Consider the following 16379-nt stretch of genomic DNA (forward strand, 5'->3'; position numbering starts at 1 on the left):
ATAATGCCCATTGTAAACACCTTATAATGGGCATTGTTAAAACGCTATATGATCTGTTGGCTCAGATGTGTAAATATAGCTTCGGTCTCATCCGGATGGAACCATGTTATTTCTGGGTCCCGTTTAAACCAAGTCATTTGCTTCCGGGCGTAGACCCGGGAGTTTCGTTTGATTTTCTCCACGGCGAGGTCTAATGTCCATTCTCCGCTGAAGTAATTGAATAATTCTTTATAACCTACCGTGTTCAAGGAATTCAAATGACGGAAGGGATAAGCCCGGCGAGCCTCTTCCAATAATCCTTCGCTCATCATTAGATCTACACGTTGGTTGATGCGGTCGCATAATTCGTCGCGATCTCTATTAAGCCCTACTTTGATGATCCGGAACGGACGCTCTTTCTTAATGTTCGTGCGGAAGGAGGAGTAAGGCTTGCCTGTCATCCGGCAAATCTCTACGGCATGGATCACTCGTTTATAATTATTCCGGTCCACTTCCTCATAATGGACAGGGTCTGCTTCTTTTAATTCAGCGAGGATAGGGGCTAGTCCCTCGGTTTCAAATTGCATGTATAGGGCATCCCGGATCTCCGGTGTAACTGTCGGGATATCGTCAATACCTTTACATACGGCATCGATGTACATCATAGAGCCTCCGGTCATTACGACGGTCGGGATCGTTTTATGTAATTCGGATAGGAGGGAGACCACGTCTTCCTCGAAGTTGCTGGCGCTGTAATAATCGGTAAGCGAGAGAGTGCCTACCATATAATGCTTGACACGAGCCATTTGTTCCGGTGTAGGGGCAGCCGTGCCGATCGGAAGGTCTTTATAGAGCTGACGGGAGTCGGAAGAGATAATCGGAGAGCCGAAACGTTCCGCCACTTGGAGGCTTAACTCGGTCTTTCCGACTCCTGTCGGCCCAAGTAATATAACGAGGGAATTCATCAAAAGCGCTCGTCGTCGTAAGGATTATCCATCGGGCCTTCGCCTAAACCGTCGAAGCCGCTTTTGTCTAATTCGTCCATATCGTATTCGGAATCCCCGTAAAAATCTTCTCCTACGTCCGTACTGCCGTTCTTAGCCTCGAACTCATCGAAAGAAACTATTTGGGCGGGAGGCGTACCTACCGATTTGCTGCAAATAGGAGCATCCAAGTCTTTTCCCGGAACGATCTCACGAAGTTCCATGAAGAAGGCACGTTCGGTCATATAATCGAAAACGAAAAGTAGTTTTTGGTGCTCGTCTTCCAACAATTCTTCCAGTTGAGTATCGGCCATGACATAGCTGTCTTCCTCGGAAGAGGTATCCATCTCCACTAATGTGATCTCTGTCTTTTTACTCCAGTCATCGTCACATATGAAGAAAGAGGTCATTTGATCCTTTGTATAACCTACAGAGTCGAGGATGGCGTTTTGCAAATCCAAGAAAGTAGACTCGGAATCAATCTTGATCTCGCGCTTGAAGTCATCTGCTTCATCTGATAGGATTAGAAATCTAAATAGCATAGTCGTTTAGTTTTATTATCGCCTCAAAAGTAGTAAAAATATGGATATACCCAATATACGTCGCTATAAATAATGAAAGAGGGTGCGCGTCTGATCCCTGTATCTGAGGCGACCGTCGTAGCTTCGTCTTCAACCTTCGTCAAAGAGACGGAATCTGCGGCTGAGATATTAGCGGCAGTTGTCACCTTGAATAGGTAATTGTAATATGGGTAAATAATAAAAATCACAGTATCAGATATCAATCTTTTGTCTTTCGCCCGAAATGACATATCTTTATGGCACCGCCCGCTATTGGGCCGTAACTTAAAACCTATCAACTATGGATAAAAAAAAGGAGGATCAACGCATAAAAGAATTAAAAGACCGATACATACGTTTCGATTGGGCGATCAAGAGACTGCTCCGGCAAAAAGCCAACTTCGGTGTGCTGGAGGGTTTTCTCACGGTTTTTTCTTGGAGAGAAGATTACCATCGTGGAGCTGCTGGAGAGCGAGGGTAATCAACTGTCATGAGGATGACAAGTTCAACAGGGTGTACGCCAAGGCGCTTAACGACAAGGGCGAGATCATCATCGTGAAAATACAAAATATTCGCAAGCTATATTATCTCGAACAGGTACTCTATGGCGTGGCGAAAACCATAACCGAGTACATATCACTGGGCGAGGACTACCTTTATCACGGGCAGAATCATTTCATCGGCGTACATACCAAGGATCAATTGGTAGTCAACACGAAAGAGAGGAATGCGATTGTTTCCCGGCTACCTTCCGAGATTTTCCCCGAATACATACTTATACGGGTCAACGAGTTCGATAAGGTAGCCGTCACTCCCTTAGAGGAATGGATGAACTACCTTAAAGACAGAACGATCCGTCCCGGCACCATGGCTCCGGGATTAGGCGAAGCTCGAGAAAAATTAAAATACTACTCCATGACTCCTGAGGACAGACACGCTTATGACGAACACTTGAATGCGGTCATGATACAAAATGACGTGTTGGATTCGGCGAAGCTTGAGGGACGTATGGAAGGACATATGGAAGGACATATGGAAGGACTGGCGGAAGGCGAGGCGAAAGGTAAGGCAGAAGCGAATCTAGAAAACGCCAAGAAGATGAAAGCTATGGGGATCGATCTTGAAATGATCCGGCAGATCACGGGAATTACCCTATAAATAACCTTTTGGCGACATAAATAGCGAATCGGCGCAAACCCCTCATCGTAAGATGCGGATTTGCGCCGATTTGTTTTTGGTTGTTCGGATGTCCGTGTCGCTTATTCGTCGATCGAACCTCTTACGATACCCCGGCTGGAAGACTTGATGAAATTGAGGATCAAATCCCGTTCCTCGCTAGGCTCGTACTCGGTCTCGATCGCTTTCAGCGCCTCCGTATTATTCAAGCCTCGGGTATACAGCGTGCGATAGATGTCTTGAATCAAGAATACCTGCTGATTCGTGAATCCCCGGCGACGTAAACCTACGATATTGATACCGCAATAAACGATCGGATCACGGCCGATCAAGGTATAAGGAGGGATATCTTTTCCGATACGAGAACCGCCTTGTACCATCACGTGCTTGGATATACGCGTGAACTGATGCACCAAGGAACCTCCGCTTACGATAGCGAAATCATCAATCTCTACCTCCCCGGCGATTTGCGAAGCGTTACCGATGATAATATGGTCTTTTAAGACGCAATCATGGGCCACGTGCGAATAAGCCATGATTAAGCAATTGCGACCTACCACGGTCTTACCTTTGGAAGCGGTACCCCGGTTGATCGTCACGCATTCGCGAAGCGTCGTGTTATCTCCGATTTCCGCCGTCGTGGTTTCCCCCGCGAATTTCATGTCTTGAGGGATACCGGCAACGACCGCTCCCGGGAAAATATTGCAATTTTTACCAATCCGTGCGCCATCCAAGATAACGGCGTGAGAATATATACGGCAATTATCACCGATTACGACATCTTTCTCAATCACGGCAAACGGATCGATAGTTACATTCTGGCCGATCTGGGCCTCTGGATGAACGACTGCTAGAGGAGATATATTCATTATCGTACTTTATCTTATTATTTGTTTTTTACAATCTGAGCCATGAACTCGGCCTCACTAACCAATTTATCACCAACGAATACATACCCTTTCATGGTAGAGATCCCGCGACGGATCGGTGCCAATAATTCCAGACGTAAGATCAACGTATCGCCCGGAACGACTTTCTGGCGGAATTTCACGCCATCTATTTTCATGAAGTAGGTAGAATAGCGCTCTGGCTCATCTACGGAATTCAAGACTAGCAAACCACCTGTTTGTGCCATAGCCTCAACCTGCAGAACTCCCGGCATGACCGGCTCCTGAGGGAAATGCCCTTGGAAGAACGGTTCGTTGGTCGTGATGTTCTTTACGCCTACGATATAGTTCCCGCCAACCTCGATAATCTTGTCAACCAATAAGAACGGATAGCGGTGCGGCAATAATTCACGGATACGGTTGATATCCATCACCGGCTCACGGTTCGGATCGTATACCGGGGCTTGCACCTCGTTCATCTTGATATCCTTGCGGATCATACGAGCTAACTGGTTATTGATCTTATGTCCCGGACGGGTAGCGATCACACGTCCGCGGATCGGCTTACCGATCAAGGCGATATCTCCGATCACGTCGATCAATTTATGACGTGCCGGTTCGTTATCGAATACAAGCGGCTTGTTATTGATATAACCTAATTCCTGCACGTTCTTGTGAGGGATGTTCAGCATATCTGCCAATTTGTCCAAAGATTCTTGCGGTATCTTTTGGTCGTAGATAACGATCGCGTTGTCTAAATCGCCACCCTTGATCAAGTTGTGGTTGAGCAACATCTCCACTTCGCGTACGAATACGAACGTACGTGAAGCCGCCAATTCTGTCGGGAATTCGCTGAGATCGTTCAACGTGGCGAATTGGTTGGAAAGCACGGGCGAATCGAATGAGATCAATACGTTCACGCAGAACTTATCATCCGGAAGGATGATCAACGAAGAACCGGTTTCCTCATCTTTTACCTCGATCTTGTGCTTTACGATATAATAATCCTTCGGAGCGTTTTGCTCAACGACCCCTGTCTTTTGGATTTCCTCGGAGAAGAAGCGAGAACTTCCGTCTAGGATCGGAAATTCGGGTGCGTTTACCTCGATCAAGCAGTTATCGATCTCGTAAGCGTATAAAGCAGCCATCGCGTGCTCGATCGTACTTACTTGAACGCCATTCTTGCTAAGCACCGTACCCCGTTGTGTATTAACCACGTTCTCGGCCAAGGCGTCAATCGTCGGTTGGCCTTCCATATCGACACGTTTGATCTTGTATCCATGGTTCTCGGGTGCGGGATTAAACGTAATCTCTATATCTAATCCGGTATGCAACCCTTTTCCTTTCAAGGAGAAACTTGCCGCAAGCGTTTTCTGTTTTTGCATAGGTCTTTATTGTTTATTAATTTCTTTCTTGAGTTGTTCGATCTCCCGTTGCATTTGCCCCAGCGAGCGGTATATATCCGGAAGACGGTTGAAGATCGCGCTGGAACGCATGAAGTTCTTAGCGTTGATCGCCGGCGCCCCGAGCAATGTCGTCGCTTCCTTCACGTCGCTGATAACGCCAGCCTGAGCTCCGAATACGACGTGGTCCGCCACATGGATATGTCCGGCCAGACCAACTTGTCCGCCAAACATACAATGCTTTCCTACTTTTACGGAACCGGCGATGCCGACTTGCGCCGCCATCACGGTATTCTCGCCTACCTCCACGTTATGAGCGATTTGTACGAGATTGTCCAGCTTAACGCCTCGGCGAATGATCGTAGAATCCATCACCGCACGGTCAATTGTCGTATTGGCTCCGATCTCTACATCATCCTCGATAATAACGTTGCCTAATTGCGGGATTTTCTTGTAAGTCTCACCTTCGGGAGCGAATCCGAAACCGTCAGCCCCGACTACGCTACCGGCATGAAGGATACAATTATTGCCGATCGTACAATTCTCGTAAACGGTGGCATGCGGATAGAATACGCAGTTATCTCCTACCGTCACGTGATCACCGATATAAGCGTGCGGGTATACCATACAGTTCTTACCCATTTTTACGCCTTCTCCGATGTAGGCGAAGTTACCGACATAACAATCGTCGCTCACGGTCGCGGAAGCGGCGATAAAAGCGGTAGAATCAACCCCCTTCTTTTTGCTCTTCGATTGCTCTACCAAATTTAATAACATCGCGAGCGCCGCATAAGCGTTCTCTACTTTTACAAGTGTGGCTCTTATCGGTTGTTCCGGTTTGAAATCATTATTCACCAAAACAATGCTTGCCTCGGTATTATAAATATGATGCGCATATTTAAGATTCGCCAAAAAGGTCAATGTACCTGGCTTTCCTTCTTCTATTTTAGAGAAGTTGCTGACTTTAACGTTCGGATCTCCTTCAATCGTTCCGTTCAGGAAGCCGGCAATTTGTTGGGCTGAAAACTCCATTACTTATTCAATTATATATGTATCTTCGTTGACTGTCCGCTGTTTATAGACAGTTAGTTTGCAAAAATGGTGAAAATTCTTTATATAGCCTATGCTTTGCAGGGAATAATTCCCTTATCATGTAGATAACCGGCCATTTCTTTCTGTACGGCATGTGCCGCCTCACGGGCTACGTTGGCGAAAGCCTCCGTCTTATCCGCGTAAATAATCGCACGGGAAGAATTTACCAAAAGACCGCATTGGTCGTTCATCCCGTATTGAGCTACTTCCGCCAAGCTTCCGCCTTGAGCGCCCACGCCCGGGACTAACAAGAAATGATTCGGAGCCTGTTTACGAATATCAAGGAACATCTTGCCTTGGGTAGCGCCCACTACATACATCATTTGCTCGTCGGTTGCCCACTCTTGCGATTTCTTTAATACTTTCTCGAAAAGACGTTCACCATTCGCGTCTTCCGTCATTTGAAAATCATGTGAGCCTTTATTGGAGGTCAAGGCCAATAAGATTACCCAAGCCTCCGGGTAGATCAAGAATGGTTTTACGCTATCCTCGCCCATATAGGGAGCGACCGTTACGGCATCTACCTTGATATGATCGAAGAAAGAACGGGCATACATCTCGGAGGTATTTCCGATATCACCACGTTTCGCGTCGGCGATGATAAATTGATCGGGATAATTCTCCCGTAAGTAAGCCACAGTCTTCTCAAAAGCCATCATACCCTTTGTGCCGAGGCTCTCGTAAAAAGCCAGATTCGGCTTGTAAGCGACACAATAATCGGCGGTAGCGTCGATGATCGCTTTATTGAATGCGAAAATAGGATCTTCTTCCGACAATAGATGTTGCGGGATCTTTTTTATATCTGTATCTAATCCGACACAAAGGAAGGATTGTTTCTTTTTAATATTCTCGAATAGCTGTTGTTTGTTCATTTTCTTATTCAGTATGAAATGATTGGATGTGTTTACAATTCAGACTCTTTCAGTCGCTCAGCGTTCTCCGCTACGATCAGGTGATCCAAGCAATCTTGAATTTCACCGTCCATAAAGGCTGAAAGATTATAGATCGTGTAATTGATACGGTGATCCGTGATACGCCCTTGCGGGTAATTGTACGTACGGATCTTCGCGGAGCGGTCACCGGTAGATACCATGGTCTTACGCTTGCTGGCGATATCGTCCAAGTATTTCTGGTGTTCCTTGTCATAAATAAACGAACGAAGACGGGTAAGCGCCCTTTCTTTGTTCTTCGGTTGGTCTCGTGTCTCCGTACATTCGATCAAGATTTCCTCACTCACACCTGTAATGGGGTTCTTCCAGACATAACGCAGGCGAACACCTGATTCCACCTTGTTTACGTTCTGACCACCGGCACCACCGGAGCGGAAGGTATCCCATTTAATCTCCCCTTCATTAATCTCAACATCAAATTCATCCGCCTCAGGCAATACGGCGACCGTGGCGGCGGAGGTATGTACACGTCCTTGCGTCTCCGTAGCCGGTACACGCTGTACACGGTGTACACCGGACTCATACTTCAACGTACCGTATACTTTCTCGCCCGATACCGTGAAGATGATTTCCTTAAAGCCGCCGGATGAGCCTTCGCTAAAGCTAGACACGCTTATTTTCCATCCCTTCAGTTCGCAATACTTCACGTACATACGATATAGATCACCGGCGAAAAGGGCGGCTTCGTCACCTCCCGTTCCTCCTCGTATCTCAACGATCGCGTTCTTGTCGTCTTGCGGATCAGCGGGAACGAGCAATAATTTTATCTCTTCTTCCAAAGCGGGAATACGTTCGTTGCAGGTATCCAGCTCTTCACGAGCCATTTCCCGCATTTCCGAATCTTGCTCGGACTCAAGCAAGGCTTTCGCTTCCTCGATCCCGTTCAATACTTTCACGTATTCCGAACGAGCTCCCACGATTTTCTCCAAATCACGGTACTCTTTGTTCAGTTTTACGAACCGTTTCATGTCGGCGATCACCGCCGGGTCGGTAATAAGCGTACCGACTTCCTCGAAACGGCTCACTAATCCGTCTAATTTACCAAGTAAACTATTTTCGGCCATTTATCTTTATTAATAGGTGAAGCGACCTTTCTCGCTTTCGATAATCAATTCATTTTTATCAGCTTCCTCTACGAAACCCACGATTTGCGCATCAATACCAAAGCTTTTTGAGATGCTGATTACTTCTTCCGCATGCTCGGGAGCGATGTAGATCTCCATCCGGTGTCCCATATTGAATACCTTGTACATCTCGCTCCAGTCCGTACCGCTCTGCTCCTGAATCGTGCGGAATAACGGTGGGATAGGGAAGAGGTTATTCTTGGTTACACGCTTGTTCTCTACGAAATGCATGACTTTTGTCTGGGCCCCTCCCGAACAATGTACCATGCCATGGATCTGGGAGCGTAGTTTATCAAGCAATACCTTAATTACCGGTGCGTAGGTACGTGTCGGCGAAAGCACCATCTTTCCGGCGTCTATCCCTAATTCCTCGATCTTATCCGTAAGTTTCAATCCTCCGGAGTAAACCAATTCTTCGGGAACGGCGGCATCGTAGCTTTCCGGATATTTCTGCGCTAAATACTTGGAGAAGACATCATGGCGGGCAGAGGTCAAACCATTGCTACCCATACCTCCATTGTATTCTTTCTCGTAAGTGGCTTGTCCGGAAGATGCCAGACCTACGATCACGTCTCCTCCTTGGATATTCTTATTGTCGATTACGTCCGAACGTTTCATGCGGCAAGTGACTGTACTATCTACGATGATGGTACGAACTAAGTCGCCAACGTCTGCGGTCTCGCCACCTGTCGCATAGCAACCAACGCCCATCTCACGTAACTCTGCCAGCAACTCATCTGTTCCATTGATGATCGCCGAGATCACCTCGCCCGGAACCAACAGCTTGTTACGTCCAATTGTAGAAGAGACCAAGATATTGTCTACGGCACCTACACAAAGCAGGTCGTCGATATTCATGATAAGAGCGTCTTGGGCGATACCTTTCCACACCGAAAGATCTCCGGTCTCTTTCCAGTACATATACGCCAAGGACGATTTGGTACCGGCGCCATCCGCATGCATAATATTACAATATTCAGGATCACCGCCTAAGATATCGGGGATGATCTTACAGAACGCTTTCGGAAAAATTCCCTTATCGATGTTCTTTATCGCGTTGTGAACATCTTCTTTTGAAGCGGAAACGCCTCGCAGGTTATAACGTTGATCACTCATTGTACTATATTATTTGAACCGCAAAGGTAATACTTTTTTATGTTACTTATCTAAGTTTTAAGACATCTCCTTCCTCCGGGATGTAATCTTTGTCTTTTTTATTCATTTTATACAGACTCTTGATCTGGATTCCGTACATCTGTGCGATACTGTGCATAGACTCTCCGACTTGTACCACGTGGTCGTAATTCGGCTTGTCCGCTTTCTTCTTTTTCTTTTCCAGATATACGATATCGCCTTCCTGCAACGGGAAGTCCTCGGGCACCTCGTTGAATTTCATCAACTGCTTGGCCTTGAATCCCATGCTTCGGGCGATCTGGTCGAAACTGTCGTTATCCTTAGCGTATACATAGATCAAACCGTGGGTACGATAGACTTGATAATTGAACACCGGAAGATTTTGCTTCTTGGTAGAGGTCTTCTTTGTTCCCTTACCGGAGTCAAAGCGGTATAACTCATAATCTTCGATAACCTTGATTAATTTATTTGCGTAAGCACGATCGGTGGCGTAACCGCATTTTTGTAGTCCTTTGGCCCAGCCTTTGTAATCCTTGATGTTTAATTTGAACAGGCGTTCGTAGCGGGAGCGTTCGGCGAGGAAGCGGGAATGGTCATCATAAGAATCCTCTACTCGTTTGTATTTCCGGAAGCACTCTCCCCGCAGGTCGTCGTCGTGATAGACCCTGCCGCCTCGCCAGTCCGAATGGCATTTGATACCGAAGTGATTGTTGGAGCGTCTGGCCAAGTCGCTTTGCCCAGCTCCGGATTCCAGTAATCCTTGCGCTAAGGTGATACTTGCCGGAATGCGATATTTCTTTTGGTGTTGAATCGCCAAATCACTGTATTTACTGATGTATTTTTGATAGGAAGTCAGCTTCCGCTGGCTTTCTGCCCCTGCGCTTAAACAGGCGAGGGACAATAATAATATACCTAAAAAATGAAGGGATAAACGCATAACTGTTCTTTTCGATCCGATTTTACCGGACAAATATATAAAAGAAAATACATATCTACTGGGAATTGATGGGTTAAAAATAGGAGATACGGGCTAGATAATCGTAATGCTCCCCATCTTCTATTTTTTCCGCTTTAAAGCCGGCTTGCCTTGCGTATAGATTCAGCGTGTTGAAATCTATATATAACCAATCAAATGAATCCCCTTTGATACTTTTATATTGCATGCGGAAATCGATCTCTCCGAAATAATCATCCTCGGGGGCGATATCCAGATTCCCGTCTTCATCTTCAAATAAATAACTTAAGTCGCTAGAGTCAAGTAAAAGCTGTCCGTCCCGGGCTAGAACCTCTTTTAAGCGGTGAAAGAAAGCCGGGAGATTTTCCAGTTTACCGATAATCCCGGAACCGTTCATTAAGAGAAGAATGGTATCGAATGGTCCGGTTAAGCTCCTGTCAAAAAAATTCTGTAAGCGGGCGTCTTTTACGCCCCGTTTGTTCATGGCCTCTATGGAAAGAGGGGATATGTCGATAGCGGTAACCTCTTTACCCATTTCCTGTAAAGCCAAGGTGTGGCATCCACTTCCGGCACCAACATCCAATATTTTACCTGTACTGAGTTGAAGGGCTTTCTGTTCCAAGGAGGGCATTTCTTGGAAAGTCCGGAATAATTGATTCACGGGAATCTCATCTTCATCGAACATGGAGGAGAATACACGGAGTTTGCTCGCTTTTCCATGTGCGAGATAATCGATGATAGCGGCGCCCATCGGGTCTTTATCGGATGTAAGAAGCATTGAATGCATATGTCTTTGTTCTATATTAAGGTATATTCTATGATGTGGGTGCGAAATTAATATATTCTTTTTATATTTATAGCCTATAAGAATTATAGTTATGTTTCTTTCAAAACATTAAAACAATCAAGAAAATGAAAGAATTGAAATTAGAGACCCGGGTAGAGGTCTATGCGGTAGGAGAATTGGACAATATATATAGGCAATTGTACGAGGCCGCTTTTGAAGCCTCGAAAAAAGCTTATGCTCCTTATTCCAAGTTTCATGTGGGAGCGGCGGTTCTATTGGAGAATGGGGAGATACTTTCCGGAAATAATCAGGAAAACGCAGCCTATCCGTCTGGGCTTTGCGCGGAGCGGACCACCTTATTTTATGCGGGAGCACGTTATCCGGATGCGGCAGTTCAGATTTTGGCGATTGCGGCTATGAAGGATGGGGAACGTGTGGATCTTATCACGCCTTGTGGTGCCTGCCGGCAAGTGATGTTGGAAACCGAGCAACGTTATAACAAACCTATGAAAGTCCTTCTTTGTGGAAAAGAGGAAGCGTATCTCGTTCCGAGCGCGACGGCCTTGTTGCCGTTTTGTTTCAGTAAGTCTGATTTGATCTGATAGAATAAAAAGAGGCAAGGGCGAGAATCGTTCTTGCCTCTATATGTAATAATTAAGTTCGATTAGATCCCTAAAGAAGCCTTGATCTGATTGATCTTTTCTTCTGCCGCTTTCTCTGCCTCCGGCAATTCATCGATGCTCTTTACCTTGGAGTGAACCTCGCAATAGAATTTGATCTTCGGTTCTGTTCCGGAAGGACGGATAGATACTTTCGTATTATCTTCCGTGAAGTATTGAAGCACATTAGAGGTAGTAGGCATATCTAATGTAACGGTTTCGTTCTCTGCATAGTCCTTACCTTTCAATGTAGAGTAATCGTAGAAATAAGTTACCTTAGAGCCTGCGATCTCTGTCAACGGGTTCTCACGGAACTTTTTCATCATAGCCTCGATCTCCTCCGCTCCACTCTTGCCTTTCTTCACGACAGAGATACCTTTCTCCTTAGAGAAGCCGTATTCCACGTAAATCTTCTGAAGCAATTGATACAAACTCAAACCTTGATCTTTTGCCCAAGCTGCGATCTCGGCTAAGATAACGCAAGCGGAAACAGCGTCTTTATCGCGGACGAAATCCTCGCAAAGGAATCCGTAGCTTTCCTCGCCACCACCAATATAGTTTTTCTTGCCTTCGTTCTCACGCATAACGTTAGCGATCCATTTGAAGCCTGTATAAACATCGTACATTTCTACGCCATTACGCTCGGCGATCGTCTTGATCGTCTCTGTCGTAACGATTGTCTTTACGATATATTCTTTACCATTGATCTTACCTAACTCTTTCCAGCGGGTGATTAAATAGTAAACGAACATCAAAGCGGTTTGGTTACCATTCAAAAGTACCCATTCGCCTTCGTTATTCTTAACGGCGGCACCTACACGGTCTGCGTCCGGATCGGAAGCCATTACCAATTCAGCGTCAGTCTCTTTTGCTTTCTCTACAGCCATAGCTAAAGCAGCCGGCTCTTCCGGGTTCGGAGAGATAACCGTCGGGAAATCACCGCTAACAACATCTTGTTCCGGTACATGGATAATGTTCGTGAATCCGTAAGCTTTCAAAGCGGCAGGAACCAATTTAACACCAGTTCCGTGGATCGGAGTGTATACGATCTTCATATCCTTATGGCGGGAAATAGCCTCCGGAGACAAAGAAATCGTTGTTAATTCCTTGATATATTCATCATCGATCGCTTGTCCGATGATCTCGATCAATTCTTTATTTCCTTTGAATTTAATCTCGCTAGCGTTACGGATCTTGTTAACCTCGGCGATCGTATTCTTATCGTGCGGGGCGATCATTTGTGCGCCATCATCCCAATAAGCCTTGTATCCGTTGTATTCTTTCGGATTGTGAGAAGCCGTCAAGATGATACCGCTCTGGCATCCCAGTTTACGGATAGCGAATGACATTTCTGGAGTCGGACGCAGGTCTTCGAATAAATAAACCTTGATACCGTTAGCGGAGAAGATATCGGCTGATATTTCCGCGAACTTACGGCTGTTGTTACGGCAATCGTGGCCGATGACAACCTTTATCTGTTCTAAATCCGCGAATTCCTTTTTCAGATAGTTGGATAAACCTTGGGTGGCCGCACCAACCGTATATATATTCATACGATTTGAACCTACTCCCATGATTCCGCGTAATCCACCTGTTCCGAATTCTAGGTCTTTATAAAAACACTCGATTAACTCAGTAGGATCTTCGTTGTCAAGTAACGCTTGAACTTGAGCACGAGTTTCCGCATCATAACTTTTCGTAAGCCATCCTTGTGCCTTACTTCTTACCATTTCTAATAAGTCGTTGTTTTCCATGTTTATAATATTATTGTGTTTATTGTTGAGCAATCTACTCAATACGATAAATATACAAGAAACAAATATACGAATTTCTTAAAGTAAAGCAATCAAAGGACTTATATTTTGCCTAAAAAATACGATAAATCGTCCTACCAAGTAAACGGATGTGTATAAATCGACTCATTTCCGCAAGCATCCGTTACGATTAATTTAAGTTCATGCTTGCCTCTTTGCAACCTCTCTTTATCGAAGCGATAGGTAATAACCGATTTATTATTCATCTCGAATAAGACAAACTGCCCGTCTATTTCTCCCCGGTAGGTTTGTACCCCGCTTAAGTTATCGGACAAACGGAATATGAAGTTCTGTTTGTTGATCCACGTCTGTTGGTTGATCGGCGTGATAACCGGAGCCTTTGTATCTTGTTGTATCTTATAACTGCCCAATTCCTTGATATTTGCGTCGATCCAGCCATTACGGTATGTACCGCCCATCCAAGAGGCACGTCCGTTTTGTAAGCGAACCACACCATATTGTTGTTTATTCTCAAGCGTATCGCTTTGCAAGAATAGTGATAACTGGGCCGTTCCATGCAAAGGGATTGGCTTATCGTGCAATATGTGGGTGGCTGATAATGAGGTGCTATCTTCTTTCACCGAATAGCGGAAGTAGAGGTCATTATATAGATTACCTTTAGGCATGACGAGACGGATGCCTTTAGCGCCGAACCTATTCTCGCCACCCCAATGGAATAATTCTGTATGAGTCGTATCGATCTGGGGGATCTCTTGTTTCTTTCCCTCGATCCAGATGGATAAACGGGTGGCATTGCCGAAAGCGTCAGCAAGTGTATACGTCAAATGATAGGTACGAGGTTCATCTATACGCAAGATTCCCCGGTTTACGCTTTCAAGGAAGCGTAGACGGTTTCCCGGCTCGATGAAACTACGCATATAGAAAGAGCGATGATCTTTCCATTCTTCATAATCTGTGAATGTGTTCAGATAACGGGTCTCGTCAAATGCGAACTTATCGAGATTACTATGGAAAATCACTTGGCTGTCTGCCGTGAGCGTGATTTCTCGTACGCCATAAATGTTAGTCGTATTATCCATATAATCATAGGCTTTTACAGCGAGCCCTATTTCTCCCCATGCCTCGATTTTTCCAGTGATTGTCTGTTTCCCGTTTTTCGCCGTGACGGGTTTTATCTCAAGCTTCTTGCTTTTGCCGTTTACTACGCCTTTTCCTTCGATGGGGACGATCTGTATTCCTTGGATTTTAGGAGGACGGGTATCGGTTATCCGATCCGAGAAATAATCCAAGGGGTCCATGACTTCCTCGGTCTCGGTGTCTCGTACCTCAAAATGGAGATGAGGTCCACCAGAGCTTCCGGTATTGCCGCTTAACGCTACGACTTCATTTTTCTCGACAGGAAGCAAATCCGGCGTAAGGAAGAGATTTACATTGAAACTTTCTTGTGCGTATTGTTGCTCTTTTACATAATTCGCTATTTTCTTCGAGAATTTTTGTAGATGGCCGTATACGGTGGTCGTTCCATCCGGGTGTGTGATGTAAAGCCCGTTACCGTAGCCCCATGGACTTACGGATATACGTGATACGTATCCTTCTTGTACCGTATGGACGGATTTACCTTCTACCCCTTGTGTCTTGAAGTCTATTCCGGAATGGAAATGATTACTTCTTAACTCACCGAAGTTTCCGCTCAGTAAGATCGGGAAATCGAAAGGATTCCTAAGTTGCTGGGCGTTTGTGTTGATTATGTGGGAGCCGATGATTGCGAATAGACCGGCTAGATATATGGATCTAATATTCATAGGTATTACGTATTTTGTGATACAAAGATAGTGTTTTTTGTGTCTATGGAAAACACGTACGTGTTTTTACGGGCATATTTGGAAATCGATGACTAATGGCAGGTGGTCACTAAAACCGCCCTCATATTTAAAGCCGTAATAGGTTCGAAAAGGACGTACCCCCCGCCATGTTTTATCCTTAGTCAATAAAAAATCAGGAGCGAATATGTGGATGCTTTCCGGAATGATATGCATGGAAGACTCTTGCGTGATGAGATCCCGGTTTACGATTATTTGATCGAGTTGGCTCCATTCGCCTTGGTATTTATGACTACCCGGGAATTGAGTTATATGGGGGCTTGCGAACAAATTATAATAGGTACAAGATGTGGAATCTGTGATCTGCGTATTTTCAGGAAAGGCTTGGGCAGCGAATATCTCGGAAATACTTCTGTCTTGAGGGGTATCATTGAAGTCTCCCATAATGAGTATCTGCGGCTTTTCTCGTATCAGTAACAGGGAATCGCTAGATCCCCGTAAAGTGCGGGCCGCGTCAAAACGATCCTTTTCACTTTCTTTTTCTCCTCCATAGCGGGAGGGGAAATGACACACGAAAACATCTAAGGTATCGCCTGTTATGATCTTTCCATATACGTGTAGGATATCTCGGGTTAATTTGTGTTTGTTCCCGGAAAAACGAATTGGAATGGATTCATGTCGTAAATAAAAGAATTGATCTCGTTGATAAAGAAGAGCGACATTAATACCTCTGGGATCGGGGCTTTGAGTGATAATATATCGATAATCCTGCCAGCGGAGCGGTGTGCGACGGGTAAGATGAGACAGGACGGAGTCATTCTCGACTTCGCAAAGAGCTATTAAGGCCGGTGTGCTCCATTCCCCGGCAGCGCTTATTACTTTCGCTATTTGTTGTAGCTTATGATAGTAGCGGCTTTGTGTCCAGTACCGGTTGCCGGAAGGTAGAAATTCATCGTCATTCTTGGTTGGATTATCCCTTGTGTCGAAAAAGTTCTCCACATTATAGGTCATGACCTTGAACGTAGCTTGGGCAAATAACGGAGGGGAGGCAAAGAATAAAAGAAAAAACATAAAAATCTTCATAGTTAAAGCTTT

Annotated in this window: 15 protein-coding genes and 1 pseudogene; 3 read left to right on the top strand and 13 right to left on the bottom strand. The window is 45.4% G+C overall.

What is annotated here, in order from left to right:
- Positions 1-44 precede the first annotated feature (44 nt).
- On the bottom strand, positions 45-944 hold the full coding sequence (miaA, locus tag DWX84_RS01535; RefSeq protein ID WP_005854367.1) for a tRNA (adenosine(37)-N6)-dimethylallyltransferase MiaA: 900 nt from the start codon (positions 942-944) through the stop codon (positions 45-47).
- Positions 944-1504: a hypothetical protein gene (locus DWX84_RS01540; protein ID WP_005854369.1), complete on the bottom strand. Its 561-nt coding sequence runs from the start codon at positions 1502-1504 to the stop codon at positions 944-946. Before DWX84_RS01540 ends, miaA begins: the two co-directional genes overlap by 1 nt.
- 72 nt (positions 1505-1576) lie before the next feature.
- On the opposite strand from DWX84_RS01540, the gene DWX84_RS22095 reads away from it, so the two are divergent.
- Entirely contained in the window at positions 1577-1702 is a 126-nt protein-coding gene (locus DWX84_RS22095) for a hypothetical protein (RefSeq protein ID WP_255352131.1), read from the top strand.
- A 121-nt stretch (positions 1703-1823) separates the two neighbouring features.
- Positions 1824-2680 (top strand): annotated as a pseudogene (locus tag DWX84_RS01550) (PD-(D/E)XK nuclease family transposase).
- Positions 2681-2781: 101 nt separating this feature from the next.
- On the opposite strand, the gene lpxA reads toward DWX84_RS01550, so the two are convergent.
- The 8 genes from lpxA to DWX84_RS01590 all read right to left on the bottom strand — a co-directional run bounded on the left by lpxA (position 2782) and on the right by DWX84_RS01590 (position 11030).
- Positions 2782-3567 (bottom strand): acyl-ACP--UDP-N-acetylglucosamine O-acyltransferase, encoded by a 786-nt coding sequence (lpxA, locus tag DWX84_RS01555; RefSeq protein ID WP_008773552.1) that lies wholly within the window; start codon positions 3565-3567, stop codon positions 2782-2784.
- Between the two features lie 17 nt (positions 3568-3584).
- Complete coding sequence (locus DWX84_RS01560) at positions 3585-4970, bottom strand: bifunctional UDP-3-O-[3-hydroxymyristoyl] N-acetylglucosamine deacetylase/3-hydroxyacyl-ACP dehydratase (RefSeq protein ID WP_048927562.1); 1386 nt, start codon at positions 4968-4970, stop codon at positions 3585-3587.
- Positions 4971-4976: 6 nt separating this feature from the next.
- Positions 4977-6020 carry a UDP-3-O-(3-hydroxymyristoyl)glucosamine N-acyltransferase gene (gene lpxD, locus DWX84_RS01565; protein WP_005864351.1) on the bottom strand — a complete coding sequence of 348 codons (1044 nt, stop codon included), beginning with the start codon at positions 6018-6020 and terminating at the stop codon, positions 4977-4979.
- Between the two features lie 89 nt (positions 6021-6109).
- The gene (gene pyrF, locus DWX84_RS01570; RefSeq protein ID WP_005864353.1) at positions 6110-6952 is read right to left on the bottom strand and encodes an orotidine-5'-phosphate decarboxylase; all 843 of its coding nucleotides are present in this window, start codon (positions 6950-6952) and stop codon (positions 6110-6112) included.
- Between the two features lie 32 nt (positions 6953-6984).
- The gene (gene prfA / locus DWX84_RS01575; protein WP_048927563.1) at positions 6985-8094 is read right to left on the bottom strand and encodes a peptide chain release factor 1; all 1110 of its coding nucleotides are present in this window, start codon (positions 8092-8094) and stop codon (positions 6985-6987) included.
- A gap of 9 nt (positions 8095-8103) precedes the next feature.
- Positions 8104-9270 (bottom strand): AIR synthase related protein, encoded by a 1167-nt coding sequence (locus DWX84_RS01580; protein WP_048927564.1) that lies wholly within the window; start codon positions 9268-9270, stop codon positions 8104-8106.
- Between the two features lie 46 nt (positions 9271-9316).
- Positions 9317-10225 carry a glucosaminidase domain-containing protein gene (locus tag DWX84_RS01585; protein ID WP_005864355.1) on the bottom strand — a complete coding sequence of 303 codons (909 nt, stop codon included), beginning with the start codon at positions 10223-10225 and terminating at the stop codon, positions 9317-9319.
- A 73-nt stretch (positions 10226-10298) separates the two neighbouring features.
- Positions 10299-11030: a bifunctional 2-polyprenyl-6-hydroxyphenol methylase/3-demethylubiquinol 3-O-methyltransferase UbiG gene (locus DWX84_RS01590; RefSeq protein WP_005864356.1), complete on the bottom strand. Its 732-nt coding sequence runs from the start codon at positions 11028-11030 to the stop codon at positions 10299-10301.
- A 125-nt stretch (positions 11031-11155) separates the two neighbouring features.
- Here DWX84_RS01590 and cdd point away from each other — a divergent pair, with 125 nt between their 5' ends.
- Complete coding sequence (cdd, locus tag DWX84_RS01595) at positions 11156-11632, top strand: cytidine deaminase (protein ID WP_005864357.1); 477 nt, start codon at positions 11156-11158, stop codon at positions 11630-11632.
- Between the two features lie 62 nt (positions 11633-11694).
- Here the strand turns inward: cdd and DWX84_RS01600 are convergent, their stop codons facing one another.
- From DWX84_RS01600 to DWX84_RS01610, 3 genes are all read right to left on the bottom strand, one after another.
- Positions 11695-13443 (bottom strand): phospho-sugar mutase, encoded by a 1749-nt coding sequence (locus tag DWX84_RS01600; RefSeq protein WP_008780043.1) that lies wholly within the window; start codon positions 13441-13443, stop codon positions 11695-11697.
- A 134-nt stretch (positions 13444-13577) separates the two neighbouring features.
- On the bottom strand, positions 13578-15266 hold the full coding sequence (locus tag DWX84_RS01605; RefSeq protein ID WP_048927565.1) for a M23 family metallopeptidase: 1689 nt from the start codon (positions 15264-15266) through the stop codon (positions 13578-13580).
- A gap of 66 nt (positions 15267-15332) precedes the next feature.
- Positions 15333-16367, bottom strand: coding sequence for an endonuclease/exonuclease/phosphatase family protein (locus DWX84_RS01610; protein ID WP_044545015.1), 1035 nt, complete (start codon positions 16365-16367; stop codon positions 15333-15335).
- Between the last annotated feature and the right edge of the window lie 12 nt (positions 16368-16379).

The sequence above is a fragment of the Parabacteroides sp. AF21-43 genome, assembly GCF_003635435.1.
Classification (GTDB): domain Bacteria; phylum Bacteroidota; class Bacteroidia; order Bacteroidales; family Tannerellaceae; genus Parabacteroides; species Parabacteroides distasonis.